The organism is Acidovorax sp. WCS2018Noco2-16 (assembly GCF_031843945.1).
In the GTDB taxonomy this organism is placed as follows: Bacteria; Pseudomonadota; Gammaproteobacteria; order Burkholderiales; family Burkholderiaceae_C; genus Paracidovorax.
The window spans coordinates 108,861-134,346 of sequence record NZ_JAVTJJ010000002.1; the positions used below are offsets into that span (position 1 = coordinate 108,861).

Consider the following 25,486-nt stretch of genomic DNA (forward strand, 5'->3'; position numbering starts at 1 on the left):
AGCGCCATGAGAATGGCGCTCGGTGTCGGCTACAACGGCCAGGGCTACAACGGCTGGCAGAGCCAGCTGTCGGGCAACACCGTGCAGGACAAGCTGGAGGCCGCGCTGAGCCGCTTCGCCACGCAGCGCGTATCGACGCTGTGTGCCGGCCGCACCGACACCGGAGTGCACGGCCTGATGCAAGTGGTGCATTTCGACACGCCGCTGGAGCGCGCGCCGTCTTCCTGGGTGCGCGGCACCAACACCTTTCTTCCGGCCGACATTGCCGTGCAGTGGGCGCAGCCGGTGCCCGATGCCTTCCACTCGCGTGGCAGCGCCATTGCACGGCGCTACGCGTACGTGCTGCTGCAATCGCCCGTGCGCCCCAGCGTGGAGGCAGGCCGCGTGGGCTGGGTGTTCTACCCGCTGGACGGCGATTCCATGCGCGCTGCGGCCCAGCATCTGCTCGGCGAGCACGACTTCACGTCGTTCCGTGCCTCCGCCTGCCAAGCCAAGTCGCCGGTGAAGACGCTGCACCAGATCCGCATCACCCACCGCAGCACTGCGCCGCAGCATTCCAGTTCAGGTGACCCGCACGACTGGAGCCCCTGTTACTGGCGCTTCGAGTTCGAGGGCAACGCCTTCCTGCACCACATGATCCGCAACATCATGGGCTGCCTGATCGCCATCGGCCAGGGCAAACAGCCGCCCGACTGGATGCGCAGCGTGCGCGATGCGCTCTCGCGCGACGCCGCAGCACCGACCTTTTCGCCTGACGGTCTCTATTTCGTCGGGCCTTCGTACGACGCCGCGTGGGGCCTGCCCTCGCATGCGGCTGCGTATGATTGGCTGCCATGAATTCCCCTGGCAACGCTCCCTTCACCCCCGCCTCTTCCTCCTCGCCTTCCAACTCATCGCACCCCGCGCGCACGCGCGTGAAGATCTGCGGGCTGACGCGCGAGCAAGACGTGGATGCTGCAGTGGCCGCCGGTGCCGACGCGGTGGGATTCGTGCTCTATGCCCGCAGCGCCCGCGCAGTCACGCCCGAGCGGGCGGCGCAACTGGCGCGCCGGCTGCCGCCCTTCGTCACGCCGGTACTGCTGTTCGTGAATGAGAGTGCTCCTAAAATAATAGCTGCAAGCGCTTTGATAGCGGGCGCTACCGTGCAATTTCATGGTGATGAGTCGCCGGCGGACTGCCTGGCGGCCACGGCGGACGGAGCGCGTCCCTACCTGCGTGCGGCGCGCATTCCCCTGGGCGCCGGCGCGGCACGTTTTGACCTCGTAAAATACGCGCTCGATCACTCTCACGCCCAGGCCATCCTGCTCGACGCACATGTCGAAGGTTATGGCGGCGGCGGCAAGGCTTTCAATTGGTCACTTCTGCCTCCAAGCGTCGACTCTCACCTCGTTTTGTCTGGTGGACTCACGCCTGCAAACGTGACCGATGGCATCTGGCAGGTACGGCCGCGCTGCAAGACGCTGGCCGTTGACGTTTCCTCCGGCGTCGAAGCCGACGGCCCCGACGGGCAACCCCTGCGGGGCGTCAAGGACGCCGACAAGATTCACCGCTTCATCGCCGCCGTGCGCGCGGCCGATGCGGCACCTGTTCCCTCATACCTCTGATGTCTGACTATTCCTTTCCCGATGCCTCGGGCCATTTCGGCACCTACGGCGGCAGCTTCGTCAGCGAGACGCTGACGCATGCCATCAACGAACTGAAGGACGCCTACGCGCGTTACCAGCACGACCCCGAATTCCTCGCGGAATTCGCGTACGAGCTGGCGCACTTCGTCGGCCGGCCCTCACCCGTCTACCACGCCGCTCGCACCAGCCGCGAACTCGGCGGCGCGCAGATCTACCTCAAGCGCGAAGACCTCAACCACACCGGCGCGCACAAGATCAACAACGTGATCGGCCAGGCCATGCTCGCCAAGCGCATGGGCAAGCCGCGCATCATTGCCGAAACCGGCGCCGGCCAGCACGGCGTGGCCACCGCCACCATCTGCGCGCGCTACGGCCTGGAATGCGTGGTCTACATGGGCTCGGAAGACGTCAAGCGCCAAAGCCCCAACGTCTACCGCATGAAGCTGCTGGGCGCCACCGTGGTGCCCGTCGATTCGGGTAGCCGGACGCTCAAGGACGCGCTCAACGAAGCCATGCGCGACTGGGTGGCCAACGTGGACAACACCTTCTACATCATCGGCACAGTGGCCGGGCCCCACCCCTACCCGATGATGGTGCGCGACTTCCAGAGCGTGATCGGGCAGGAATGCATCACGCAGATGCCCGAGATGCTGGCGGCGCAGCAGATGGCCAACGACCAGCCCGACGTGGTCGTCGCGTGCGTGGGCGGCGGCAGTAACGCCATGGGCATCTTCCACCCCTACATCCCGTTTGAAAAAACCCGCCTGATCGGCGTGGAAGCGGCCGGTGAAGGCCTGGACAGCGGCAAGCATTCCGCATCGCTGCAGCGTGGCAGCAGCGGCGTGCTGCACGGCAACCGCACCTTCATCCTGCAGGACGAGAACGGCCAGATCACCGAAACGCACAGCATCAGCGCCGGCCTGGACTACCCCGGCGTGGGCCCCGAGCACGCCTGGCTGCAAGAACTCGGCCGGGCCGAATACGTGGGCATCACCGACCGGCAGGCGCTGGAAGCCTTCCACCACCTCTGCCGCACCGAAGGCATCATCCCCGCGCTCGAATCCAGCCATGCAGTGGCCTACGCCATGCAACTGGCACCCACGTTGCGGCCCGACCAGTCCATCCTGGTGAACCTCTCCGGCCGGGGCGACAAGGACATCGGCACCGTGGCCGACCTGTCGGGCGCCGACTTCTACGACCGCCCTTCCATGCGCGGCCACGTGGTCAAGGGAGGGCCTGCCGCATGACCGCCGCAGCTCCCGCTTCCCGCATCGCCGCCACCTTTGCGGCCCTGCGCCAGCAAGGCCGCAAGGCGCTCATTCCTTACGTGACCGCCGGTTTTCCATTCGCCGACATCACGCCCGCGCTGATGCACGGCATGGTCGAGGCCGGCGCCGACGTGATCGAGCTGGGCGTGCCGTTTTCCGACCCCATGGCCGATGGCCCGGTGATTCAGAAGGCCGGTGAAAAGGCGCTGGCACTGGGCATTGGCATGGCGCAGGTGCTCGAGCACGTGCGCGTCTTCCGCCAGCGCAACGGCAATACGCCGGTGGTGCTGATGGGCTATGCCAACCCGGTCGAGCGCTACGACCAGCGCCACGGCGAGGGCGCCTTCGTGCGCGACTGCGCCGCTGCCGGCGTAGACGGTGTGCTCATCGTCGACTACCCACCGGAGGAATGCGAAGCCTTCGCCGCCAGCCTGCGCGCGCACGGCATGGATCTGATCTTCCTGCTGGCTCCCACCAGTACCGACGAGCGCATGCAGCAGGTGGCACGCGTGGCCAGCGGCTACGTGTATTACGTGTCGCTCAAGGGCGTGACCGGCTCCGGCACGCTCGATACCGCCGCCGTGGAAGCCATGCTGCCGCGCATTCGCCAGCAGGTGGGCGACATTCCCGTGGGCGTGGGCTTCGGCATCCGCGACGCGGCGACCGCGCAAGCCATTGGCCGCGTGGCCGACGCGGTGGTCATCGGCAGCCGCATCATCCAGCTGATCGAAGACCAACCGCACGAGAAGGTGGTCGCCGTCACGGTGGACTTCCTGCGCGGCATCCGCAAGGCGCTCGACGCATAATTCGGTGCTACCCCCTGAGCGGCTTCGCCGCTTCCCCCTTCTCTCGCGCTGCGCGCGGGAAGGGGGACGACACCAGTGGCCCGGCAAAGCCGGTTCCACGGTGTCCCTGGCTTGGGGGCACGCCGGCTTCACAAGCTGCTTCGGTCCAGCCCGGCAGCTTCATACAAAGGAAAACGCATGTCCTGGCTCGAAAAACTCCTGCCGTCCAAAATCCAGCACACCGACCCGACCGAGCGCCGCCAGGTGCCCGAGGGCCTCTGGACCAAGTGCCCCAGCTGCGAGACCGTGCTCTACAAGACCGATCTGGAACAGAACCAGAACGTCTGCCCGCAATGCAGCCACCACCACCGCATCGGCGCACGCGCCCGCCTGAATTCCTTCCTCGACCCCGAAGGACGCTATGAGCTGGGCCAGGAAGTGCTGCCGGTCGATGCACTCAAGTTCAAGGACAGCCGCAAGTACACCGAACGCCTGAAGGAAGCGCTGGAGAACACCGGCGAGACCGACGCGCTCATCGTCATGGGTGGCGCGATCAAGAGCGTCAACGTGGTCGTGGCGTGCTTCGAGTTCGACTTCATGGGCGGCTCGATGGGCAGCGTGGTGGGCGAGCGCTTCGTGCGGGGTGTGGAAAACGCCATCGAACAGAAGGTGCCGTTCATCTGCTTTACCGCCACTGGCGGCGCCCGCATGCAAGAAGGCCTGCTGTCGCTGATGCAGATGGCCAAGACCAATGCCGCGCTGACCCGGCTGGCCAAGAAGGGCCTGCCCTACATCAGCGTGCTGACCGACCCGACCATGGGCGGCGTGTCGGCCGGCTTCGCCTTCGTGGGTGACATCGTCATTGCCGAACCCAAGGCGCTGATCGGCTTTGCCGGCCCGCGCGTGATCGAATCGACCGTGCGTGTGAAGCTGCCTGAAGGCTTCCAGCGCGCCGAGTTCCTGCAGACCAAGGGCGCTGTCGATTTCATCTGCGACCGCCGCGAGCTGCGCGACACCATCGCCCGCAGCCTGGCCATGCTGCAACGCCTGCCGGCCGACGCCGTGGCCTGACGCTGCGGCTCTGCCCGCCTGGGCATGATGCTATAAAAATAATAGCTGCTTGCGCTTACTACATAAGCGCTAGCAGCTATTTTCGTTATGAACCTGGCAATCCAGGCGACCTTCACGATCAGTGCACTCTCAGCGCAGAACGACCACCTGCAGATGGCCCAGCACGATCATCACCACCTGCAGCAGCACCAGCGCCACCAGGGGCGACAGATCCACGCCACCCAGCAGCGGCACCACGCGGCGCAGCGGCCGCAGCACGGGCTCGCACAGCCGGGTAATCACGTCGCTCAAGGGAGATTGGGTCTGCACCCACGACAGCACGGCGTAAACGATCAGCAGCCCCATCAGGCCCGACACCGCCACGCGGGCCATGCCAAAGAGCGCAAACCATGGCAGCCAAGCCCAGGCGGCGCCGATGCCAACCACCGACCAGAGCAAAAGATACTGCGCCAGTTGCACCAGGAAGGCGCCGACGAGGCACGCCACATCCCAGCCGCCGACGGACGGAATCACGCGGCGCAGCGGCAGCACCAGCCAGTCGCTGAGCGCGAAGACCAGCCGCCCGATGGGGTTGCCAAAGGGCACGCGCTGCAGCTGCATGTACAGGCGCAGCAGGCAGGCCCCCGTGAGCAAGCCACCCACAACGTCAAGTAACAGGGAAAAGATCTGGTAGAGCATGGCACACAGGAAATGGGGGCGAACGAGGCGTTCGGGCAAACGGCCGACGGCCCAGTGAGAGCCGCCGTAAGATGATAGCGGCCTGCCTCCCCCAGCCCCAGCTACTCATGCCCCATCCACTCGCGCTGTCCTCGCTGCCGCTCTTTCCGCTTGGCACTGTGCTGTTTCCAGATGGCACGTTGTTGCTGCGCGTGTTCGAGGTGCGCTACCTCGACATGGTGCGCAAATGCCAGCAGACCGGCGCGCCCTTCGGGGTGGTGGCGCTGCGCAGCGGCGACGAGGTGCGGCGCGCAGGGGCACCGCAGGAACAGTTCCACGACGTGGGCACGCTGGCCGTGATCGAGCAGCTCGAATCGCCCCAGGCCGGGCTGATCAACCTGCAATGCCGGGGCACGGAGCGCTTTCGCATCCAGAAACGAAGCCAGTTGCCGCACGGCCTGTGGATTGCCGACGTGGAGCAGTGCGAGCCGGACCAAGCCGTTGCCGTGCCTCCCGATCTGCAGCGCACCGCAACCGCACTGGCCCAGGTGGCGGCGCAGTTGCGCCTGCGCGACCCCGACTTCGCCATGCCGCAGCCCTTGCCCGACCAGTTGGCGGACTGCGGCTGGGTGGCCAATCGCTGGTGCGAATTGCTGCCCGTGCCGCCCGAACTCAAGCAGCAGTTGATGGCGCTGGACAACCCCCTGCTGCGGCTGGAATTGGTAGGCGACGTGCTCGACCGCACCGGCATCGCGTCCTGAGCCTGGCAGCAGCTGCCCCGGCAAACTTAGAATCGACGGTTTTGGCCTTCCACCACGCGCCGCTCTGGCGCGGGGTGCACCTTTGTTGTCCCATGTCCGAACACTCCACGCCCACCGCCGCCCCCGACGACAACCAGCTCATCGCAGAGCGCCGCGAAAAACTGAAAGCCCTGCGCGAAGCCCAGGCACAGGGCAAGGGCGTGGCGTTTCCCAACGACTTCCAGCCCGACCAGCACGCCGCCGACCTGCAGGCGCAATATGCCGACACCACGGCCGACACCCTGGAAGCCACGCCCACCACCGTGCGCGTGGCCGGCCGCATGATGCTCAAGCGCGTGATGGGCAAGGCCAGCTTCGCCACGCTGCAGGACGGATCGCTGGGCACCACCGGCGGCCGCCTGCAGATCTACGTCACGCGCGACGCGCTGGGCGAAGAGCTGTATGCCTCGTTCAAGCACTGGGATCTGGGCGACATCGTGGGCGCCGAAGGCACGCTGATGAAGACCAAGACGGGCGAGCTGTCGGTCAAGGTCACGCAGCTGCGCCTGCTCACCAAGAGCCTGCGCCCCATGCCCGACAAGTTCCACGGCGTGGCCGACCAGGAAGTGAAGTACCGCCAGCGCTACGTCGATCTGATGACCGACGAGGCCGCGCGCCGCCGCTTCATCGCACGCAGCAAGGCCGTCAGCGGCCTGCGCGACTTCATGGTGCAGCATGGCTTTCTGGAGGTGGAAACGCCCATGCTCCACCCCATTCCGGGCGGCGCCAACGCCAAGCCGTTCATCACGCACCACAACGCGCTGGAACAAGAGATGTACCTCCGCATCGCGCCAGAGCTGTATTTGAAGCGCCTGCTGGTGGGCGGTTTCGAGCGCGTGTTCGAGATCAACCGCAACTTCCGCAACGAAGGCATCTCGGTGCGCCACAACCCCGAATTCACGATGATGGAGTTCTATGCGGCCTACTGGAACTACCGCAATCTGATGGACTTCACCGAACAGCTGGTGCGCGACGCTGCGCAGAAGGCCGTCGGCACGCTCGAATTGAGCTACGGCGGGCGCGCGGTCGATTTGTCCAAGCCGTTCCAGCGCCTGACCATTCGTGAAGCGATCTTCCAGCACACCGAAGCCGGCGCGCACGTGGACGACGCCGCCTGGCTGACCAGCGCGCTGAAGAAGCTGGGCATGACGGAAGAGAAAAACCGCCTGTCGACCCGCACCCTGGCCGGGCTGCAGGTGCTGTACTTCGAAGAACTGGTGGAAGACAAGCTCTGGGAGCCGACCTTCATCATGGAACACCCGACCGAGATCAGCCCGCTGGCGCGCGCCAACGACCTGCGGCCCGAGGTCACCGAGCGCTTCGAGCTCTACATCACCGGCCGCGAATTCGGCAACGGCTTCTCCGAGCTGAACGACGCCGAAGACCAGGCAGCGCGCTTCAACGCGCAGGTGTCAGCCAAAGATTCGGGCGACGACGAAGCCATGTATTTCGACCACGACTTCGTGCGCTCGCTGGAATACGGTATGCCCCCTGCCGGCGGCTGCGGCATCGGCATCGACCGGCTGATGATGCTGTTGACCGACAGCCCCAGCATCCGCGACGTGATCCTGTTCCCGGCGCTGCGCCGCGAGAACTGAACCGGCTGCGCCGAATCCGTCCATTCGCCCCCGTCACTCCTGCGGACCTGAGTCCACCATGACCTCTCCTTCCGGCACAAAGGCGCCTGCTACCACCCCGCCTCGGCACGTGGACGACACGTTTTCGGTGTTGGTGGTTGAGGACCAACCCTCGGTGCGTGCCGCCATCGTGGGCGAATTGCGGCACGCGAAAGTACAGGTGGTCTATGAGGCTGAGTCGGCCGAGCCGGCGGTGCGCCAGTTCATCGAGCACCGGCCCGACCTGGTGCTGCTGGACATTCGCCTGCCGGGCAAGGACGGTTACTGGGTCGCCCAGCAGATGCGCGAGGCCGAGCCGGGCGGCTGGACGCCGATCATCTTCCTGTCGGGCCTGGACAACGAAGTGGACGTGTGGCGCGGCATCGAAGCCGGCGGTGACGACTACATCGTCAAGCCGGTCAAGCCCATCGTGCTGGTGGCCAAGCTGCGCGCCATGCGCCGGCTGCTGGACATGCGCCGCCGCCTGGTCGCGCTGACTGACGAGCTGCACCTGGCCAACCAGAAGCTCAACGCCATGGTCGAGGTCGATGCGCTGACCGGCCTGGTCAACCGCCGTGGCTTCGACCGCATCCTGCACAACGAGATCACTGCCGCGCGGCGCGAAGGCACGCCGCTGACGCTGATGCTGTGTGACCTGGATCATTTCAAGCTTTACAACGACAGCCTGGGCCATGTGCAGGGCGACAACTGCCTCAAGGACGTCGGCCGCCTGCTGCGCGAGGTGTGCGTGCGGCCGCGCGATGTGGCCGCCCGCTACGGCGGCGAAGAGTTCGCGCTCATCCTGCCCAACACGCCCCGCTCCGGCGCGATGACTTTCGCCCGCGCGCTGGGCAAGGTGCTCAAGACCCGCGCGCTGCCCCATCCGGATTCGCCGCACGGCGACATGCTGACCTTGTCGGGCGGCATCACCACCTGCCTTCCCGACGAAGGCACCAGCGCCGAATCGATGGTGATGCGCGCCGACCAAGCGCTGTACGCGGCCAAGGAGCAGGGCCGCAACCGCTTCTTCAGCTTCGAGATGCAGATGGACACCGTCGAGCAGCGGCCGGGCGGAGGAGCCTCTTGACGGCGTCTGCATTGCATCTGCGCGTGAGGGAAGCCCTGCCTTTCTGGGTGCAGGACTGGCTCGACATCATCGTGCCGGGGCTACAGATCCTGCTCATCGTGGTGGTGGCCATGCTGCTGCAGCGCACGCTGCGCCGCCTGGTATCGCGTGCCGGATCGCACTACCACTGGCCGCTGGAGATGATGGTGCCCATCAACGGCTTGCTGCGCTGGATCATCGTGGGCAGCGCGGTCTTGCTGGTGCTCGAACGCATGGGCGTGTCGGCCACCGTGCTGTGGACGGCCTTCACCGGCTTTGCCGCCGTGGGTGCGGTGGCGTTCTTCGCGGCCTGGAGCGTGCTGTCCAACCTGTTCTGCGCCCTGCTGATCTTCACCGTCGGGCCGTTCCGGCTGGGCGATTACATCGAGGTGCTGGATACGGCCGAAAAGCCCGGCGCCAAGGGCCGCGTGGTGGACATCAACCTGCTCTACACCACCCTGGAAGACTTCAGCGCCGACGACGCACACCCGGCGCTGCTGCAGATTCCCAATTCGCTGATGTTCCAGCGCGTGCTGCGCCGCTGGAAGGGCGGGCCGCCGCCTGCCATGGTGCACGGGGTGGACGACGCCGTGCTGGCTCCGCTGCCTCGCGCTCGAACCGCAGCGGCGCCTCCAGGCGGCGCCGCGCCTGCGCCGGCCGCTGAAGACGCGGCCTGACACCGGCCGCGCAGAGCGCGCGGCGCTATTCGATCAAGGCAGCAGGCTCAGCGCTTCCATATAGGCGGGCTGCAGCATCAGTTCGTCCCACGGCTGGGGCAGTGTCTCGGGCAGCAGGGCCAGGCGGCGCGATTCGCTGTCGGCGCTGGGCTGCCAGCGGCCATTGGCGGCGGCTTCTGCCAAGTCTTCCAGCACCTGGTCCACAGCCTGGCCATCACCCAGGCTCTGGTTGCACAGCAGCACCATGTCGCAGCCTGCCTGCAGCGCGGCCAGGGCGGCCTCGGCAAAACCCACGGGCTCGCCGTCGATACGGCGCGCGCCTTCCATGCTCAGGTCGTCGCTGAAGATGGCGCCATCAAAGCGCAGCTGCCCGCGCAGAATCTCCTGCAGCCAGCGGTGCGAAAAGCCCGCCGGGCGCGCGTCCACCTTGGGGTAGATCACGTGGGCCGGCATCACGCTGGCCAGCGTGCTCGACAGCCACGGGTACGGTGCTGCGTCGTCGGCCAGGATGGCCTTGAGGCTGCGGCGGTCCACCGGCACGTCGGTGTGCGAATCTGCCTTGACGAAGCCGTGCCCTGGAAAGTGCTTGCCGCAATGCGCCATGCCCGCCTGCAGCAGCCCGTGCATGAGGCTCTTGGCCAGCAATGTGACCACGCGCGGGTCGCGGTGAAAGCTGCGGTCGCCGATGACGCCGCTCTCGCCGTGGTCCAGGTCCAGCACGGGCGTGAAGCTGAAATCGACGCCGCAGGCGCGCAACTCGCTGCCCAGCACATAGCCCGCCGCCGTGGCCGCGTTGGTGGCACGCAAAGCCCCGGAGCCCTGCCGCGCCCGGGCGCCCCGGCCGTCGTCTTCCCACATCTGGCCGAAGGCGCGCATGGGCGGCAGATGAGTGAAGCCATCGGTGCGAAAGCGCTGCACACGGCCGCCTTCGTGGTCCACGCAAATCAGCAGGTCGCTGCGCACGGCCTTGATGCCGGCGGTCAGCTCCAGCAATTGCGCGCGGCTCTGCCAGTTGCGCGCGAACAAAATCACGCCGCCGGTGAGCGGGTGGGCCAGGCGGTGGCGGTCGTCGGCGGTCAGCGTGGTGCCGGCAACGTCGAGGATGAGGGGAGCGTGTTCGGTCATGATTGCTACTCTATCTATAGCACCCTGCGCTGGATACACAAGCGCTAGAGGCCTTTTTGATCAAATATTTGGGAGGGGCGGCTCGAATTTGCCCACCGTCTCCACCACGCAAAAGCTGGCGGCGTAGTCGGTCTCGTCGGTCACGGTGATGTGGCACTGCAGGCCTTTCGCCTCGAACCAGTCCTTGAGCGCGCCATGCAGCACGATGACCGGCTGGCCGCTGGGCAGGTTGGCGACTTCGCAGTGGCGCCAGGTCATGGGCATGCGCATGCCCAGACCGATGGCTTTGCTGAACGATTCCTTGGCGGAAAAGCGGGTGGCCAGGTAGCGCACGCCGCGGTCGGGCCAGCGCGCGCTGCGGCGGCGCCAGACGGCGAGCTCGGCTTCTGCCAGCACTTTTTCGGCAAAGCGGTCGCCGTGGCGGTCCAGGCTGGCGCGGATGCGGCGTACGTCGCAGATGTCGGTGCCAATGCCGTAGATCATGGTGGTTTCAGTGCCAAATCAGCCTCTAGCGCTTTACCATCAAGCGCAAGCAGCTATTGATTTAATAGCAAACACTTGAATCAGCGAGCGGCGATGCCGTCGTCGATGCAGCGTTGGTAGGCCTGCACCGTGGCGGCGTAGCCCAGCTCCAGCGCGTCGGCGATGAGCGCGTGGCCGATGGAGACTTCGAGCAGCCCCGGCACGCCCTGCACGAAGGCGGCGAGGTTGTCTCGATTCAGGTCGTGGCCGGCGTTCACGCCCAGGCCCACGTCCAGCGCGGCCTGCGCTGCAGCGGCATAGCGCGACAGCTGCGCGGCCAACGCGGGCGTGCCCCAGGCGGCGGCGTAGGGTTCGGTGTAGAGCTCCACACGGTCGGCGCCCACAGCGCGGGCGGAGGCCATCTGCTCTGGGACTGGGTCCATGAACAGGCTCACGCGCACGCCCAGGCTGCGGCATTCGGCAATCAGGGGCGCCAGGCGCTCGGCATCTTGCGGAAAGCTCCAGCCGTGGTCGCTGGTGAACTGGTCTTCGCTGTCGGGCACGAAGGTGGCCTGCTCCGGGCGCACAGTGCGTATGAACTCCATCAGGTTCTGCGACGGATTGCCTTCGATGTTGAATTCGCGGCCAGGCCAGTCTTTCAGCAGCGCGGCCAGCTCGTGCACGTCGGCGGCGCGAATGTGGCGCTCGTCCGGGCGCGGGTGCACGGTGATGCCCTGCGCCCCCGCCTGCAGGCACAGCAGCGCCGCCCGCGCGACGCTGGGAATGCCCAGGTGCCGCGTGTTGCGCACCAGCGCCACCTTGTTGACGTTGACCGACAGCGCCGTGCGCGTGGCTTGCGGGGGTGGAGATGTCGGGGTCAAGGTCGAGGTCATAGCAATTGCAGGTCCATCATGAGTTGGCGCGTGCGCAGCAGCGGGCTGCCGCAATGGTATTGCAGCAGGGTGCGCAGTTGCGGCTTCAGGTCGGACGTCATGGGCGCATCGACAGACGATGCGATGGCGCGCAGCGTGACGGTGTAGCTGCCGGCGCCGCCCGATTCGAGCGCGCGCTGCAGGGCCAGCCACTGCGCGCCAGGCAGCGTGGCGCGGTCGCCAAGCTGGGCGGCGCGCAGGCCGGCCTCGGGCACCAGGGCATAGCGCGCGGCGGGCTTCAGGCGCTCCAGGGTCAGGGTTTCGGCATCGAGCGCGGGCAGCAGGCCGATCTCGCGCAGCAGCAGCAATTCAAAGCTGCGCAGCACGGGCTCGAGCGTATCGCCGTGCTCGCCGCTGCCCAGCACGCGCACCACGCCGGCATAGGCGTCGAAGAGCGACGCATGCGCGTCTTCCCGCGCCACCAGGCGCATCAGCAATTCGTTGAGGTACAGGCCCGAGAGCAGCGCACCGCCCGTCGGCATGACGTGGCCGCCCACCCATTCGGCGCCCTTGAGCGCATGAACCTCGCCCTGCCCTCCCTCACCACTACCGCCTGCACTGATGGTGTAGCCCACCCGCAACGGCTGCAGCGGCAGCAGCACCGGGCGAAAATTGGAGGTCGGCTTCTTGGCGCCCTTGGCCACCAGCGCCACGCGGCCGTGGTGGCGGGTGAACACGTCCAGGATCAGGCTGGACTCGCTCCAGTCGTAGCGGTGCAGCACGTAGGCGGGTTCATCGGAAATACGGCGCGCGGGCATGGGTTGCTATGCAATCAATAGCTGCTGGCGCTTATCCACAAAGCGCTGGAGGCCAAAAAGGCTTGAAATATCAGCGCACTAATCACTCATACCCGAAAGAGCGCACGCGGGCTTCATCGTCGGCCCAGCCCGAGCGCACCTTCACCCACACTTCGAGGAACACCTTGGCGTCCATGAGCCGCTCCAGCTCTTGCCGCGCCTCGGTGCTGATGCGCTTCAGGCGCTCGCCCTTCTCGCCGATCACCATGGCCTTGTGGCCGTCGCGTTCAACCACGATGGTGGCGGCCACGCGCACGAAGCGCTTGTGCGTCTTGCTCGGCTCTTCCTGCATGGTGTCGATGACGACGGTGGAGGTGTAAGGCAGCTCGTCGCCCGTGAAGCGAAAGAGTTTTTCGCGCACCGTCTCGCTGGCCAAAAACCGCTCGCTGCGGTCGGTCAGCTCGTCCTCGCCATAGAACCAGCCCTGCTCGGGCAGGTACTTGGCGCAGATGCCGAACAGGCGCTCGACGTCGCCCTTGTTCTTGGCCGACATGGGCACGAATTCAGTGAACGGGTGGCGCTCCTGCATGCTCTTGAGCCAGGGCGCCAGCTCGGCGCGGCGATGCACTTCGTCGAGCTTGTTGGCGATCAGCAGCGTGGGAATGCCGGGCTTGAACAGCGACAGCACCTTGGCGTCAGCCAGCGTGAAGCTGCCGGCCTCGACCACGAAGAGGATCAGGTCCACGTCGCCGATGGCGCCCATCACCGTCTTGTTGAGCGACTTGTTCAAAGCCGTGCTGTGCTTGGTCTGAAAGCCGGGCGTGTCGACGAAGACGAACTGCGTCTTCTCGCGCGTGCGGATGCCGGTGATGCGGTGGCGCGTGGTCTGCGCCTTGCGCGAGGTGATGGAAATCTTCTGGCCCACCAGCGCGTTCATCAGCGTGGACTTGCCCACGTTGGGCTTGCCGACGATGGCGATCAGGCCGCAGCGCTGGCCGGTGGTGTCGGCAGCCGCGCCCGCGGCAGCGAGCATCGCTTCGAGGTCATTCTGGCCGGCAGCGCCCGTGGATTCAGCGCCATCAGCTACGATTTTGGTAGCGTCGTCTTGGGGGTTCATGCTTGCTTTGCTTTCTGTAGGGCGGCCAGCAGCGCGGCGGCCGCCGCTTGCTCGCCGGCCCGGCGTGAGCCGCCAATGCCGCGCTCCGTCAGGCCCAGTTCAGGGATTTCGCACTCGACGTCGAAGGTCTGGCGGTGCGCTGCGCCCACGGTGCCCACCACGCGATAGAGCGGCAGCTTCATTTTGCGACCCTGCAGCCACTCCTGCAACGCGGTCTTCGGGTCTTTGGCCGCCGCCTGCATCTGCGGGTTGACGTCCACACTCTCGAACAACCGGTGCACCAGCGCTTCGGCCCGTACATAGTCGGCATCGAGGTAGACGGCGCCGATCAGCGCCTCCAGTGCATCGGCCAGGATCGACGGGCGCAGCTTGCCGCCGGACTTGGCCTCGCCCTCGCCCAGGCGCAGCACTTCAGGCAGCTTCAGGCGCAGCGCCAGGCCGTGCAGGGTGTCTTGCTTGACGAGGTTGGCGCGCACGCGGGAGAGGTCGCCCTCGGGCTGGTCAGCCAGTTGCCGGTACAGCAGGCTGGAGACGGCCAGATTCAGCACGGAGTCGCCCAGGAATTCCAGGCGCTCGTTGTGGTCGGCGGAGAAGCTGCGGTGCGTGACGGCACGCTGCAGCAGGGAGGTATCGGAAAACGGGTGCTGCAGGCGATCCTGCAGCATGGAGAGACTGGGAGATAGCACTAGGTGTGGGGACTGATTACTTGGTCGAATCTTGAAAGCGATACACCAGGAACGCGGGGCCGGCCAAACCGATTTCGCGGGAATAGCTGTATGACACGACGATGCGGTCGTTGCGCTTGGTCACTTCCAGGTCGCTGCCTTTGATGGAGTGAATGTCGTCGATGGCGGCTGCGCGATCGAAAGAAGCACGCACGTCAGGCACGGTAGAGCCCTCTCGCGCCGCTTTTTCGGCCGCTTTGCGAATGGCTTGGTACTCGATGAAGATCGGTACCGACTGGCCGCCGATTGCAAACGCGCCGACGATGAGCACGCCCACGATGATCAGCCCGATGAATGACAGCCCGCGCTGACGCGAACGGGGCGTGGCGGTGCGCTGCTGAGTGTGTGGTGTTGCCATGGCTGAAGCTTCCCTCTTTCTTGTGTTGAACCGTTGACACGCCTTCAGGGCTCGGCCTGCATCCTCCGGCGCCCGGGAGCGCCGGGCCCGATGCTTCAGTCGAACGAGCCGATGCGACGGAGATTGCCGAAATTCATCCAGACGAAGAACGCTTTGCCTACGATGTTCGCGTCCGGCACAAAGCCCCAGTAGCGTGAATCGAGCGAATTATCGCGGTTGTCGCCCATCATGAAATAGTGGCCCTCGGGCACCTTGCAGACCACGCCTTCGACGCTGTAGCGGCAGTTGCCGCGGAAGGCGAAGTCGCTGGCGCCCTGCACGAAGGCGGGCATGTCGGTGTTGTTCAGAATACCGTGGCGGCGCTCGCCCACCTGCTCTTGGAACTGCTTGAAGTAACGCATCGCGTCCTCATCGAAGAAGTCAGGCAAGGCCGTGGTTGGCACCGGGGTGCCGTTCACCGTCAGGCGCTTGTTCAGGTAAGCCACTTCGTCGCCCGGCACTCCCACCACGCGCTTGATGTAGTCCATGTTGGGCTGCGGCGGATAGCGGAACACCATCACGTCGCCACGCTGCGGCGTGTTGCCCTCGATGATCTTCTTGTTGATGACCGGCAGGCGAACGCCATAGGTGAATTTGTTCACCAGAATCAGGTCGCCCACGTGGAGCGTCGGGATCATGGAGCCGGACGGAATCTTGAACGGCTCGAACAGGAACGAGCGCAGCAGGAACACGATGACGATCACCGGGAACAGGCCAGCCGTCCAGTCCAGCCACCACGGCTGCATGAGGATGCGACCCTTGGCTTCTTCCACGTCGACATCGACCTTGGCGATGCCCTGGCGGTCCAGTTCGGTGCGGCGCTGCACGGCAGCGTCTTCGATGGCCTGCGCTGCGCGGCGGCGGCGTGGCAGGAAGACCAGCCGCTCGGCCAGCCAGTAAGCGCCAGTGACCACCGTGGCCAGAAACAGCAGCAGCGCGAAGTTGCCTTCGATGGCACCGAAGTACCAGGCGCCTACGTAGCCGACGAAAGCCGCCAGCACCAGGGATGTGAGGATTTGCATCGGATCAGTCTTCCACCTGCAGAATGGCCAGGAACGCTTCCTGGGGCACTTCGACGGAGCCGATCTGCTTCATGCGCTTCTTGCCCGCTTTTTGTTTTTCGAGCAGCTTGCGCTTGCGGCTGATGTCGCCGCCATAACACTTGGCCAGCACGTTCTTGCGCAGCGCCTTGATGGTCTCGCGGGCGATGATGTTGGCGCCAATAGCCGCCTGGATCGCCACGTCATACATCTGGCGGCTGATGATCTCGCGCATCTTGGCCACCACGGCCCGGCCGCGGTACTGCGACTGCGAGCGGTGCACGATGATGGACAGCGCATCGACCTTCTCGCCGTTGAGCAGGATGTCAACCTTCACCACGTCGGACGCGCGGTACTCCTTGAACTCATAGTCCATCGAGGCGTAGCCGCGCGACACCGACTTGAGCTTGTCAAAGAAGTCCAACACGATCTCGCCCAGCGGCATCTCGTAGGTCAGCATGACCTGGCGGCCGTGATAGGACATGTTCATCTGCACGCCGCGCTTTTGGTTGGCCAGCGTCATCACCGGGCCCACATAGTCCTGCGGCATGTAGAGGTGCACGGTCACGATGGGCTCTCGCACTTCTTCCAGCCGGCCCTGGTCGGGCATCTTGGAAGGGTTCTCGACCATCACCACTTCGCCGTCGGCCCTGACCACCTGGTAGACCACGCTGGGCGCGGTCGTGATCAGGTCCTGGTCGAACTCGCGCTCCAGGCGTTCCTGCACGATCTCCATGTGCAGCAAGCCCAGGAAGCCGCAACGAAAGCCGAAGCCCAGCGCCTGGCTGACTTCGGGCTCGTAGTGCAGCGAGGCGTCGTTGAGCTTGAGCTTTTCCAGCGCATCGCGCAGCGAGTCGTACTCGCTCGCTTCGGTGGGGTAAAGGCCGGCGAACACCTGAGGCTGGATTTCCTTGAAGCCCGGCAGCGCTTCGGTGGCCGGGCCCGCATTGTTGGGCAGCTTCTTTTCGAGCGTGATGGTGTCGCCCACCTTGGCGGCCTGCAGTTCTTTGATGCCGGCAATGATGAAGCCCACCTGGCCGGCGTCGAGCGAGGTGCGCGATTCGTTGGCCGGCGTGAAGACACCCAGATTGTCGGCGTTGTACACCGCCCCGCTGGCCATCATCTTGAAGCGCTCGCCCTTGAGCAGGCGGCCATCGACGACGCGCACCAGCATCACGACGCCCACATAGGAGTCGAACCAGCTGTCGATGATCATCGCGCGCAGCGGGCCGTCAGGGTTGCCGCGCGGCTGGGGCACCTTGGCCACGATGGCTTCCAGAATCTCGTCGATGCCCAGACCGGTCTTGGCGGAGCATGGAATCGCATCGGTCGCATCGATGCCGATCACGTCTTCGATCTCGGCCTTGGCGTTGTCGGGATCGGCGTTGGGCAGATCCATCTTGTTGAGAACCGGCACAACCTCCACACCAAGGTCCAACGCGGTATAGCAGTTGGCAACGGTCTGCGCCTCCACACCCTGAGATGCATCGACGACCAGCAACGCACCTTCGCAAGCGGACAGCGAGCGCGAGACTTCGTACGAGAAGTCCACATGGCCGGGCGTGTCGATCAGGTTGAGGTTGTAGATCTGGCCGTCACGCGCCTTGTATTGCAGCGCCGCGGTCTGGGCTTTGATGGTTATCCCACGCTCTTTCTCGATGTCCATCGAGTCGAGCACCTGCGCTTCCATATCGCGATCTGCAAGACCGCCACAGCGCTGGATCAGACGGTCGGCAAGGGTCGACTTGCCATGGTCAATGTGCGCAATGATGGAAAAATTTCTGATGTGGTTCATCAACGGAAAGCGTCAAGTGATTGAATTAAAACGGCGCGCACAAGAAAAAAGGGCGCGTCAAATAGCGACGCGCCCTGAACCAACAATCATTGGCAACTGCGAAAGTTGGATCTTCATTGTAGGCAAAAAGGACTTCAGGAAAAGCCCGCCCCATCCCATCCAAGGGTCGTTGCCAGCTTGCAACGAGAAAACTATCAACAACTTATTCACAGAGCGAACAACAACCTGCTGAACAACATGTGGGCGATCTGTGGATCACCTGTGCATGGAAGTGTGACTTCCCGCATCGTGGGCGTCACAGGTGATTTTATGACTTCAGGTAGGAAAGAAGGCCCTGCATTCTACCGAAATCCATACATAGTCTTTCTAGCCGAAGTGAGTCAGAACTAACCCCGAGCGACACCAATGAATTTGTAACAGCCACCATGATTGAATAGGAGAAGCCTCCTATCCCGAGCCGGGAGAGGGGACTTGCAAAACATCCGGCGCAACGGTGGTGTAGGGCGGCCGATCAGCGCGAAGGACGGATCAACGCGTACTGCGCCCATTCACCACGGCGGAACAGTACGTTTACTGGCTTGGCCTTATCGGCTTTGGCCAGCACTGCGTCGAACTCCTTGACGCTCGCGATCTCGGTGTTGGCAATGGCCAGAATCACATCGTTTTCCCGCAGCCCTGCACGCGCGGCTCCTTCGGCCACCGCAACCACCCGCACCCCGCCCTTGACCTTCAACTCCTTCTTCTGTGCATCGGTCAGCTCAGCCACGGTCAAGCCCACCTGCTGCGCAGCGGCAGACGGCTTTGGCTTGGACGCATCGCGATCGGCGGCCTTGGCGACCGGCTTGTCATCGGGCTCCACCTCCGCGATGGTGATGGCCAGATCACGCGTGTTGCCGCGCCGGAAGACCGTGATCGAGCTCTTCGTGCCCGGCTTGGTGTTACCCACCAGGCGCGGCAGGTCGGCGACCTTCTCCACAGGCTTGCCGTCAAAGCGCGTGATCACGTCGCCTGCCTCCACTCCGGCTGTATCTGCAGGAGACCCTGCTTCGACACCTCTTACCAACGCACCCTGCGGCTTGCCCAGACCGATGGACTCCGCCACGTCCTTGGCCACGGGCTCGATCTGCACGCCGATCCGGCCACGGCTGACACGGCCGCTGGCACGAAGCTGGTCGCTCACACGAATTGCTTCATCCATGGGAATCGCAAACGAAATACCCATGAAACCGCCCGAGCGCGAATAAATCTGGCTGTTGATGCCCACGACCTCGCCGCGCATATTGATCAGTGGTCCCCCGGAGTTGCCGGGATTGATCGCCACGTCGGTCTGAATGAATGGCAGATAGTCGCCCGTGTCGCGCTGCTTGGCGCTCACGATGCCGGCGGTGACACTGTTGTCCAGACCGAACGGCGAGCCAATGGCCATTACCCATTCGCCCACGCGCAAGCGATTCAGATCGCCCACCTTTACGGCCGGCAAGCCAGTGGCTTCGATCTTGACCACAGCCACGTCGGTGCGCTTGTCCGAGCCCACGATCTTGGCCTTGAACTCACGCTTGTCGGTCAACGTGACGATGACCTCATCGGCGCCCTCCACGACGTGGTGGTTGGTCATCACATAGCCATCGGACGTCAGGATGAAGCCTGAGCCCACGCCCCGCGGCTGCTCTTCCTGCTGCTGCGGACGCTGTGGCGCCTGCTGACGTGGCATGTTCGGAATCGGCACACCGAAACGCCGGAAGAATTCAAGCATCTCCTCGTCCATGGCACCTGCGGCGGGCCGATCAGACGCCTTCTCCAGCGTGCGGATGTTCACGACGGAAGGGCCCACTTGATCCACCAGATCGGTGAAATCGGGCAGGCCACGCACAGCAGCGGCGGCCTGTGCGTGGGCAGCCTGGGTCGGCAACAAAAGCATGCCGCCCGTCAGAGCCATCAAGCTCGCCAACGTATAGGCATGCAGGTTTTTCCAATCGATCCTGGGCATCATCGACCTTTCTGTTGTCTTGTGCGTCATATGCAGTGCGGGTATGAAAACGATAGCGTGCTTCTGGGAAGCCGCTACATGCAATTGGTTCCTTGCGACACGCGCAATCATGCATCGAACAGCTGAAAGGGCGAACTATCGGATGAGAGCGCCGCATGACCCGAAAACCAACCCGCCGCATATCGCCGGAGCGATGGGACGTTGGCATGCATCACGGATGATCAGCTGTTGAATCCGGCCGCAGCCAGAACGCCGTCATCCGTGGCGACTCAGTCAGCGAGCCGGAGCTTCGAAGGTGGCGTTGCGCAGGAAACCAGCCGGCATTTGCAGTGTCGTGGTGCTGCCGAATTGCTTATGCGCAGCCAGCAGCTCATCTAAGCGCGGATCGCGAATCATGACGGGTTGACCGTTGCTGCTGCGTTCAGCCACGGCAACAGGCTGGGCCGGCACAACCGTCAAGGGGGCCGCAGCGAGTTGCCCCCCTGCTGGCGCCTGCAGACCAGTATATGCATTCCACCCGATGGCAGCTACGGCCGCCAGCGACGCAAAACCTGCCGCCAGCTTCCACTGAAATACGCCCGAGTTGGCTACCCGCGAATCGGCAGGCTTCACTGCGACCACCTGAGTCAATTCGCCCGAGGCCAAGTCCGCAGGGTGCGGCTCCTGAGCGATTTGCGCGCGCACTCGGTCAAGCAACGCCACGCTGTGTGGCGCGGCCAGCTCGGACGATCGCAGTACATCGCCGATTACATGGTAGGCATGCCAATGAGCACGGCCAGACTCCGTGGCGGCATACACCATGGCCTGCGCGAACTCTTCGTCTTTCAGCTGACCGTCCGCCAAGGCGGACAACTGCTCTTGCATCTTCACATCGTCATTCATGGTCTGTCACCCTGCATTGCTGCCCATTGCCAATACTGCAAATAGCCTCAAACGGCTTACCAGCGCTTTCCGGACTGGTTCTCCAACAGCGGTTTGACCCGCGCGGAAATCGCCTCCCGGGCACGAAAAATTCGGGACCGCACGGTGCCGATGGGGCAATTCATCGCCACCGCGATCTCGTCATAAGTCAGGCCTTCGATCTCACGCAGCGTCACCGCCTGCCTCAAATCTTCGGGTAGCGCCTCCATGGCCGCATTCACGGCCTCGGCGATCTCCCGCGCCGCCAACACGGTCTCGGGAGTCTCTTCGCTGGTTAGTTCGTTGCCGATGCGGGAAGTTTCATCGTCGTCATCACCGCCGCGCAAAGCGCTTTCGGTAATGACGGGATTGCGCTTGATATCCATCAACGCCTTCTTGGCCGTGTTGACAGCGATCCGGTACAGCCAGGTGTAGAACTGGGCGTCCCCACGGAATTGATGCAGCGCTCGATAGGCGCGGATGAACGTTTCCTGCGCGATGTCCTGAACCAGATCCACATCGCGCACCATGCGCCCGATCAGGCGTTCGATGCGACGCTGGTACTTGATGACCAACAGTTCATACGCGCGCTGGTCGCCTGCGACGGTGCGCTCCACGAGCTGCAGATCGCTGTCATTGCCGTTGGGCGGGGGCGAAAGTGCTGTCATTATTGAAAAGATAAGGCTGCTGCCGTCACGTCAGGAGGACGGAGTGCCGTCAGCGCTGCCGGGCGTGGCGGGATTGCCCGGCGTGTGGGCGCGCGAATATACCGCACGTCGGAATGTCGCCCATTGCAGCGGTGCTTGCCTCATTTCAAGTCCCAGCCAGACGGGACATCCCTCTTGCGGCTGCAGCGAAATCAAGAGAAAACTTTGAAAATCCAGGAGCACGCTGGGCGGCTGCTGAATGGCGATTGGGGTCGCCGTCGGAGCAACGGTCAGCCACCACTGCGCACCGTCCCACTCCACCGTACCGCTTGGGCTTTGAAGCCAGGCACGGGCCGCCAAGGCCGTGGTCAGCAACCAGATGCCCGCACACGCGGCGACCGGAACAACACCAACCGGTGCTCCAAGCCACCACCACGCTGAAATCCCCCCTCCTCCTGCAATCGCAATCAGTGCGAGAGTCACGCCGACCGAAGCGCTGCGCGCCATGGGAAAGCGCGCTGCGGGTGCACGGTGGTAGGACGGGATAGAAACAGGAGCGACACCCATCAAGACAGCATTCAGCAGAGGCCGAACGATGGACAGGCGGGAGAACGCCGGCGCCGCCGTCAGACGCGCCTGAAGACCAGAGTGCCGTTGGTGCCACCGAAACCAAAGTTGTTTTTGACGACAACGTCCAGCTTCATGTCGCGGGCGACATTGGCGCAATAGTCCAGGTCGCACTCCGGGTCCTGCTCGAACAGGTTGATCGTCGGCGGAACCTTCTGGTCCCGCAGGGCCAGCACGGAGAACACGCTTTCGATGCCGCCAGCACCACCCAAAAGATGGCCGGTCATCGACTTGGTGGAACTGACCACCGTCTTGTAAGCATGATCGCCGAGTGCTGCCTTGATGGCATTGGTCTCGTTCAGGTCGCCCAGAGGCGTCGACGTGCCATGCGCGTTCAGATAGTCGACTTCGTCGGCGTTCACGCCGGCGTTGCGCAATGCAGCCTGCATGGCGCGGCGCGGGCCGTCCATGCTGGGTGCCGTCATATGCCCCGCATCGGCGCTCATACCGTAGCCGGACACTTCCGCATAAATCTTGGCGCCGCGTGCCTTGGCGTGCTCGTACTCTTCGAGCACCAGCACACCAGCACCCTCACCCAGCACAAACCCATCGCGCCCCTTGTCCCACGGGCGCGAGGCTGTCTTAGGGTCATCGTTCCGCGTGGAAAGGGCACGCATTGCGGCGAAGCCACCGACGCCCAGCGGCGACACCGTTGCTTCAGTGCCACCAGCCACGATGACATCCGCGTCGCCGTACTCAATCTTGCGCGCCGCCTCGCCGATGCAGTGCAGACCCGTAGTGCAGGCCGTCACGACAGACAGATTGGGCCCCTTGAAGCCGAAACGCATGGACACGTGTCCAGCCACCATGTTGATGATGGACGCCGGCACGAAAAACGGCGTGATCCGGCGCGGACCACGGCTGACCAGCTCCGCATGCGTGTTCTCGATCAGCGGCAAGCCGCCAATGCCCGAACCGATAATGCAACCGATGCGCGTCGCCAGTTCTTCGTCAAGCGCCTCGCCCGTGGGCAGACCCGCATCCTGGACGGCTTCCTGTGCTGCAGCAATGCCGTAGTGGATGAAGCTGTCCATCGTGCGCGCGTCTTTGGCGCTGATGTATGAATTCAGGTCGAAACCCTTGACCTCCCCTGCAATGCGGCAGGCAAAGTTCGACGTGTCGAACTTGGTGATGAGATCGATACCGGAGTTTCCGGCGAGGATGTTGGCCCAGGCATCGGCCACCGTGTTGCCCACGGGGCTGACGCAACCCAGACCGGTCACGACAACGCGACGACGGCTCATGCGTTCATACTTTCTCGGTTCGCAGCGCCCGCCGGGCGCTATCGCGCGGGGATCAGGCTTTTTGGTTGTTGTTGGCGTAGTCGATGGCGTTCTGCACCGTCGTGATCTTTTCTGCGTCTTCGTCAGGGATCTCGATGCCGAACTCGTCTTCCAGTGCCATCACCAGCTCAACCGTGTCCAGCGAGTCTGCACCCAGGTCGGCTACGAAAGCCTTTTCGTTGGTGACTTGTGACTCTTCAACGCCGAGTTGTTCGGCAATGATTTTTTTGACACGTGCTTCGATATCGCTCATGGTTTCCCTCAGGGGGTTGTGAATGAATCCGCGATTCTAGCCGCTTAAGGGGTAAGTCCCCCCAGTAGCCCGCCGCACGGAAATACGGCGCCAACTTTCGTCAATTACATATACATGCCGCCATTGACATGCAATTCCTGCCCCGTCACATAGCCCGCGCCGGCAGAGGCCAAATAAGCCACTGCGTTTGCAATGTCGGATGGCCGCCCCAGATAGCCCAAAGCGATCTGCGATTGCAGGGCTTTCTGCTGTTCTTCAGGCAATTTGGCCGTCATATCGGTCTCGATGAAACCGGGTGCCACGCAGTTCACGGTGATGCCGCGACTGCCCAGTTCACGCGCCAGGGCGCGTGTCATCCCTGCCACACCGGCCTTCGACGCTGCGTAGTTGGCCTGCCCGGGATTGCCTGAGGCACCCACCACGCTGGTGATGTTGATGATGCGGCCGAAGCGCTGCTTCATCATGGGCCGGATGGCGGCGCGGCTGCAGCGGAAAACGGCCTTGAGATTGGTGTCCATCACGGCATCCCAGTCGTCGTCCTTCATGCGCATGGCCAGAGTGTCGCGGGTGATGCCGGCATTGTTGACCAGCACATGCAGGCCACCGTATTCCTTCACGATGGAGTCGATGAGCGCATCCACGGCTGCGCCGTCGGTCACGTCCAGCGCCACGCCCTTGCCGCCGTGCGCACCCAGCGTCTGCTGGATACGTGCGGCTCCGTCCTGCGTCGTCGCGGTGCCGATCACGCGCAGGCCGCGTGCAGCCAGCTCGGCTGCAATGGCGGCGCCAATGCCACGCGTGGCGCCGGTCACCAGGGCGACCTGGAAGGGGGAAACGTTGTTGTCGCTCATGCCAGAAGCTCTCGGGTTTCGGCCAGGGTGGCCGGGTCGTAAATGGAGACGCCGACCAGATCGGGGTCGATGCGCTTGGTCAAACCGGCCAGCACTTTGCCCGGGCCGCATTCGACGATATGGGTGACGCCGCGTGCCTTCAGCGCTTGAACGCACTCCACCCAGCGCACTGGGCCGAACGCTTGCCGATAGAGTGCGTCGCGAATGGCGTCGGCATCTTGCTCGACGGCGACGTCGATGTTGTTCACGATCGGGATGCGCGGTGTAGCCAGCTGCAGGCCCGCCAGCGCAGCCCGTAGCTTCTCGGCCGCAGGCTTCATCAGGCTGGAATGAAACGGTGCCGACACCGGCAGCGGCAGAGCGCGTTTGGCGCCAGCGGCCTTCAGCAGCTCGCACGCCTTGTCCACACCCGCCTTGGTGCCAGCGATAACTGTTTGGGCGGGGTCGTTGAAATTCACTGCCTCCACCACCTCGACCGATCCGGGACCGAACGTGGCTGCGGCCTCTGCGCAGCCTGCAATCACCCGCGATGCGTCCATGCCTAGAATCGCGGCCATGGCACCCGTGCCCACCGGCACCGCCTCCTGCATGGCGGCAGCGCGCAGACGCACCAGCGGCGCAGCCTGTGCCAGGCTCAGCACCTCGGCAGCGACCAGCGCGGAGTATTCGCCAAGGGAATGACCTGCCAGGACCACTGGGGAAGCGCCACCTTCGGCACGCCAGACACGCCAGGCGGCCACGGCGGCCACCAGCATCACGGGTTGGGTGTTCGTGGTCAGGCCCAGGGCTTCTTTGGGGCCTTCATGAATCAGGCGAGCGACGTCTTCGCCCAGCGCGTCGGAGGCTTCCTGCAGCGTCTGGGCAACCACCGGGTGGTCGCCCCAGCCGTCCAGCATGCCAACGGACTGCGAGCCCTGGCCAGGAAACACGAATGCAAAAGATCTCGACATGGTCACAATGTGGTTATCAGATGAAAAGTGGCTCTAGCGCTTATCTATCAAGCG

27 protein-coding genes are annotated in these 25,486 nt (G+C 64.3%); 9 read left to right on the forward strand and 18 right to left on the reverse strand.

Annotated elements, in window-relative coordinates:
* Window positions 1-6: 6 nt before the first annotated feature.
* From truA to accD, 5 genes are all read left to right on the forward strand, one after another.
* Window positions 7-837 carry a tRNA pseudouridine(38-40) synthase TruA gene (truA, locus tag RQI28_RS05875; protein WP_311221684.1) on the forward strand — a complete coding sequence of 277 codons (831 nt, stop codon included), beginning with the start codon at window positions 7-9 and terminating at the stop codon, window positions 835-837.
* Window positions 834-1,604, forward strand: coding sequence for a phosphoribosylanthranilate isomerase (locus RQI28_RS05880; protein ID WP_311221685.1), 771 nt, complete (start codon window positions 834-836; stop codon window positions 1,602-1,604). Before truA ends, RQI28_RS05880 begins: the two co-directional genes overlap by 4 nt.
* Entirely contained in the window at window positions 1,604-2,872 is a 1,269-nt protein-coding gene (trpB, locus tag RQI28_RS05885; protein ID WP_311221686.1) for a tryptophan synthase subunit beta, read from the forward strand. The genes RQI28_RS05880 and trpB overlap by 1 nt, the downstream gene beginning before the upstream one ends.
* Window positions 2,869-3,699: a tryptophan synthase subunit alpha gene (trpA, locus tag RQI28_RS05890; protein ID WP_311221687.1), complete on the forward strand. Its 831-nt coding sequence runs from the start codon at window positions 2,869-2,871 to the stop codon at window positions 3,697-3,699. The genes trpB and trpA overlap by 4 nt, the downstream gene beginning before the upstream one ends.
* 177 nt (window positions 3,700-3,876) lie before the next feature.
* The gene (gene accD, locus RQI28_RS05895) at window positions 3,877-4,749 is read left to right on the forward strand and encodes an acetyl-CoA carboxylase, carboxyltransferase subunit beta (RefSeq protein ID WP_311221688.1); all 873 of its coding nucleotides are present in this window, start codon (window positions 3,877-3,879) and stop codon (window positions 4,747-4,749) included.
* Window positions 4,750-4,878: 129 nt separating this feature from the next.
* On the opposite strand, the gene RQI28_RS05900 is transcribed toward accD, so the two are convergent.
* The gene (locus RQI28_RS05900; RefSeq protein WP_311221689.1) at window positions 4,879-5,427 is read right to left on the reverse strand and encodes a YggT family protein; all 549 of its coding nucleotides are present in this window, start codon (window positions 5,425-5,427) and stop codon (window positions 4,879-4,881) included.
* 107 nt (window positions 5,428-5,534) lie between these two features.
* Between RQI28_RS05900 and RQI28_RS05905 the strand changes: the two genes are divergently transcribed.
* The 4 genes from RQI28_RS05905 (at window position 5,535) to RQI28_RS05920 (ending at window position 9,604) form a co-directional block, all read left to right on the forward strand.
* Complete coding sequence (locus tag RQI28_RS05905; protein WP_311221690.1) at window positions 5,535-6,167, forward strand: LON peptidase substrate-binding domain-containing protein; 633 nt, start codon at window positions 5,535-5,537, stop codon at window positions 6,165-6,167.
* Window positions 6,168-6,259: 92 nt separating this feature from the next.
* Window positions 6,260-7,804, forward strand: a complete 1,545-nt coding sequence (gene lysS / locus RQI28_RS05910) for a lysine--tRNA ligase (protein WP_311221691.1) — start codon at window positions 6,260-6,262, stop codon at window positions 7,802-7,804.
* A gap of 58 nt (window positions 7,805-7,862) precedes the next feature.
* Complete coding sequence (locus tag RQI28_RS05915; protein ID WP_311221692.1) at window positions 7,863-8,909, forward strand: diguanylate cyclase domain-containing protein; 1,047 nt, start codon at window positions 7,863-7,865, stop codon at window positions 8,907-8,909.
* Window positions 8,906-9,604: a mechanosensitive ion channel family protein gene (locus RQI28_RS05920; RefSeq protein ID WP_311221693.1), complete on the forward strand. Its 699-nt coding sequence runs from the start codon at window positions 8,906-8,908 to the stop codon at window positions 9,602-9,604. The genes RQI28_RS05915 and RQI28_RS05920 overlap by 4 nt, the downstream gene beginning before the upstream one ends.
* Window positions 9,605-9,637: 33 nt before the next feature.
* On the opposite strand, the gene nagZ is transcribed toward RQI28_RS05920, so the two are convergent.
* The 17 genes from nagZ to fabD all read right to left on the reverse strand — a co-directional run bounded on the left by nagZ (window position 9,638) and on the right by fabD (window position 25,432).
* Window positions 9,638-10,729, reverse strand: coding sequence for a beta-N-acetylhexosaminidase (gene nagZ, locus RQI28_RS05925; protein WP_311221694.1), 1,092 nt, complete (start codon window positions 10,727-10,729; stop codon window positions 9,638-9,640).
* 60 nt (window positions 10,730-10,789) lie between these two features.
* Window positions 10,790-11,212, reverse strand: coding sequence for a holo-ACP synthase (acpS, locus tag RQI28_RS05930; RefSeq protein ID WP_311221695.1), 423 nt, complete (start codon window positions 11,210-11,212; stop codon window positions 10,790-10,792).
* A gap of 80 nt (window positions 11,213-11,292) precedes the next feature.
* Window positions 11,293-12,084, reverse strand: coding sequence for a pyridoxine 5'-phosphate synthase (locus RQI28_RS05935; RefSeq protein WP_311230411.1), 792 nt, complete (start codon window positions 12,082-12,084; stop codon window positions 11,293-11,295).
* Window positions 12,081-12,881: a DNA repair protein RecO gene (gene recO, locus RQI28_RS05940; RefSeq protein WP_311221697.1), complete on the reverse strand. Its 801-nt coding sequence runs from the start codon at window positions 12,879-12,881 to the stop codon at window positions 12,081-12,083. Before recO ends, RQI28_RS05935 begins: the two co-directional genes overlap by 4 nt.
* Window positions 12,882-12,963: 82 nt before the next feature.
* Window positions 12,964-13,977 (reverse strand): GTPase Era, encoded by a 1,014-nt coding sequence (gene era / locus RQI28_RS05945; protein WP_404976871.1) that lies wholly within the window; start codon window positions 13,975-13,977, stop codon window positions 12,964-12,966.
* Entirely contained in the window at window positions 13,974-14,642 is a 669-nt protein-coding gene (gene rnc, locus RQI28_RS05950; protein WP_311221698.1) for a ribonuclease III, read from the reverse strand. Before rnc ends, era begins: the two co-directional genes overlap by 4 nt.
* Window positions 14,643-14,679: 37 nt before the next feature.
* A complete protein-coding gene (locus RQI28_RS05955; protein ID WP_311221699.1) occupies window positions 14,680-15,060 on the reverse strand; it encodes a DUF4845 domain-containing protein in 381 nt (126 codons plus the stop codon).
* A 95-nt stretch (window positions 15,061-15,155) separates the two neighbouring features.
* Window positions 15,156-16,121 carry a signal peptidase I gene (lepB, locus tag RQI28_RS05960; protein WP_311221700.1) on the reverse strand — a complete coding sequence of 322 codons (966 nt, stop codon included), beginning with the start codon at window positions 16,119-16,121 and terminating at the stop codon, window positions 15,156-15,158.
* A 4-nt stretch (window positions 16,122-16,125) separates the two neighbouring features.
* Entirely contained in the window at window positions 16,126-17,934 is a 1,809-nt protein-coding gene (gene lepA / locus RQI28_RS05965) for a translation elongation factor 4 (protein WP_311221701.1), read from the reverse strand.
* A gap of 511 nt (window positions 17,935-18,445) precedes the next feature.
* Window positions 18,446-19,870, reverse strand: coding sequence for a DegQ family serine endoprotease (locus RQI28_RS05970; RefSeq protein WP_311222052.1), 1,425 nt, complete (start codon window positions 19,868-19,870; stop codon window positions 18,446-18,448).
* Window positions 19,871-20,194: 324 nt separating this feature from the next.
* Window positions 20,195-20,803, reverse strand: coding sequence for a sigma-E factor negative regulatory protein (locus RQI28_RS05975; protein WP_311221702.1), 609 nt, complete (start codon window positions 20,801-20,803; stop codon window positions 20,195-20,197).
* 56 nt (window positions 20,804-20,859) lie between these two features.
* Window positions 20,860-21,489 (reverse strand): RNA polymerase sigma factor RpoE, encoded by a 630-nt coding sequence (gene rpoE, locus RQI28_RS05980; protein WP_311221703.1) that lies wholly within the window; start codon window positions 21,487-21,489, stop codon window positions 20,860-20,862.
* A gap of 30 nt (window positions 21,490-21,519) precedes the next feature.
* The gene (locus tag RQI28_RS05985; protein WP_311221704.1) at window positions 21,520-21,975 is read right to left on the reverse strand and encodes a hypothetical protein; all 456 of its coding nucleotides are present in this window, start codon (window positions 21,973-21,975) and stop codon (window positions 21,520-21,522) included.
* 119 nt (window positions 21,976-22,094) lie between these two features.
* Window positions 22,095-23,339 carry a beta-ketoacyl-ACP synthase II gene (gene fabF / locus RQI28_RS05990; RefSeq protein ID WP_311221705.1) on the reverse strand — a complete coding sequence of 415 codons (1,245 nt, stop codon included), beginning with the start codon at window positions 23,337-23,339 and terminating at the stop codon, window positions 22,095-22,097.
* Between the two features lie 52 nt (window positions 23,340-23,391).
* Entirely contained in the window at window positions 23,392-23,631 is a 240-nt protein-coding gene (acpP, locus tag RQI28_RS05995; protein ID WP_056668487.1) for an acyl carrier protein, read from the reverse strand.
* Between the two features lie 104 nt (window positions 23,632-23,735).
* On the reverse strand, window positions 23,736-24,482 hold the full coding sequence (gene fabG / locus RQI28_RS06000) for a 3-oxoacyl-ACP reductase FabG (RefSeq protein WP_311221706.1): 747 nt from the start codon (window positions 24,480-24,482) through the stop codon (window positions 23,736-23,738).
* Window positions 24,479-25,432, reverse strand: coding sequence for an ACP S-malonyltransferase (fabD, locus tag RQI28_RS06005; protein ID WP_311221707.1), 954 nt, complete (start codon window positions 25,430-25,432; stop codon window positions 24,479-24,481). The genes fabG and fabD overlap by 4 nt, the downstream gene beginning before the upstream one ends.
* Window positions 25,433-25,486 lie beyond the last annotated feature (54 nt).

What these genes read in the sequence shown, in the direction of transcription:
- truA (WP_311221684.1), top strand. Translation starts at nt 7, where the DNA reads ATGAGAATGGCGCTCGGTGTCGGCTACAACGGCCAGGGCTACAACGGC.
- RQI28_RS05880 (WP_311221685.1), top strand. Translation starts at nt 834, where the DNA reads ATGAATTCCCCTGGCAACGCTCCCTTCACCCCCGCCTCTTCCTCCTCG.
- trpB (WP_311221686.1), top strand. Translation starts at nt 1,604, where the DNA reads ATGTCTGACTATTCCTTTCCCGATGCCTCGGGCCATTTCGGCACCTAC.
- trpA (WP_311221687.1), top strand. Translation starts at nt 2,869, where the DNA reads ATGACCGCCGCAGCTCCCGCTTCCCGCATCGCCGCCACCTTTGCGGCC.
- accD (WP_311221688.1), top strand. Translation starts at nt 3,877, where the DNA reads ATGTCCTGGCTCGAAAAACTCCTGCCGTCCAAAATCCAGCACACCGAC.
- RQI28_RS05900 (WP_311221689.1), bottom strand. Translation starts at nt 5,427, where the DNA reads ATGCTCTACCAGATCTTTTCCCTGTTACTTGACGTTGTGGGTGGCTTG.
- RQI28_RS05905 (WP_311221690.1), top strand. Translation starts at nt 5,535, where the DNA reads ATGCCCCATCCACTCGCGCTGTCCTCGCTGCCGCTCTTTCCGCTTGGC.
- lysS (WP_311221691.1), top strand. Translation starts at nt 6,260, where the DNA reads ATGTCCGAACACTCCACGCCCACCGCCGCCCCCGACGACAACCAGCTC.
- RQI28_RS05915 (WP_311221692.1), top strand. Translation starts at nt 7,863, where the DNA reads ATGACCTCTCCTTCCGGCACAAAGGCGCCTGCTACCACCCCGCCTCGG.
- nagZ (WP_311221694.1), bottom strand. Translation starts at nt 10,729, where the DNA reads ATGACCGAACACGCTCCCCTCATCCTCGACGTTGCCGGCACCACGCTG.
- acpS (WP_311221695.1), bottom strand. Translation starts at nt 11,212, where the DNA reads ATGATCTACGGCATTGGCACCGACATCTGCGACGTACGCCGCATCCGC.
- RQI28_RS05935 (WP_311230411.1), bottom strand. Translation starts at nt 12,084, where the DNA reads ATGACCTCGACCTTGACCCCGACATCTCCACCCCCGCAAGCCACGCGC.
- recO (WP_311221697.1), bottom strand. Translation starts at nt 12,881, where the DNA reads ATGCCCGCGCGCCGTATTTCCGATGAACCCGCCTACGTGCTGCACCGC.
- era (WP_404976871.1), bottom strand. Translation starts at nt 13,977, where the DNA reads ATGAACCCCCAAGACGACGCTACCAAAATCGTAGCTGATGGCGCTGAA.
- rnc (WP_311221698.1), bottom strand. Translation starts at nt 14,642, where the DNA reads ATGCTGCAGGATCGCCTGCAGCACCCGTTTTCCGATACCTCCCTGCTG.
- RQI28_RS05955 (WP_311221699.1), bottom strand. Translation starts at nt 15,060, where the DNA reads ATGGCAACACCACACACTCAGCAGCGCACCGCCACGCCCCGTTCGCGT.
- lepB (WP_311221700.1), bottom strand. Translation starts at nt 16,121, where the DNA reads ATGCAAATCCTCACATCCCTGGTGCTGGCGGCTTTCGTCGGCTACGTA.
- lepA (WP_311221701.1), bottom strand. Translation starts at nt 17,934, where the DNA reads ATGAACCACATCAGAAATTTTTCCATCATTGCGCACATTGACCATGGC.
- RQI28_RS05970 (WP_311222052.1), bottom strand. Translation starts at nt 19,870, where the DNA reads ATGGCTCTGACGGGCGGCATGCTTTTGTTGCCGACCCAGGCTGCCCAC.
- RQI28_RS05975 (WP_311221702.1), bottom strand. Translation starts at nt 20,803, where the DNA reads ATGAATGACGATGTGAAGATGCAAGAGCAGTTGTCCGCCTTGGCGGAC.
- rpoE (WP_311221703.1), bottom strand. Translation starts at nt 21,489, where the DNA reads ATGACAGCACTTTCGCCCCCGCCCAACGGCAATGACAGCGATCTGCAG.
- RQI28_RS05985 (WP_311221704.1), bottom strand. Translation starts at nt 21,975, where the DNA reads ATGGCGCGCAGCGCTTCGGTCGGCGTGACTCTCGCACTGATTGCGATT.
- fabF (WP_311221705.1), bottom strand. Translation starts at nt 23,339, where the DNA reads ATGAGCCGTCGTCGCGTTGTCGTGACCGGTCTGGGTTGCGTCAGCCCC.
- acpP (WP_056668487.1), bottom strand. Translation starts at nt 23,631, where the DNA reads ATGAGCGATATCGAAGCACGTGTCAAAAAAATCATTGCCGAACAACTC.
- fabG (WP_311221706.1), bottom strand. Translation starts at nt 24,482, where the DNA reads ATGAGCGACAACAACGTTTCCCCCTTCCAGGTCGCCCTGGTGACCGGC.
- fabD (WP_311221707.1), bottom strand. Translation starts at nt 25,432, where the DNA reads ATGTCGAGATCTTTTGCATTCGTGTTTCCTGGCCAGGGCTCGCAGTCC.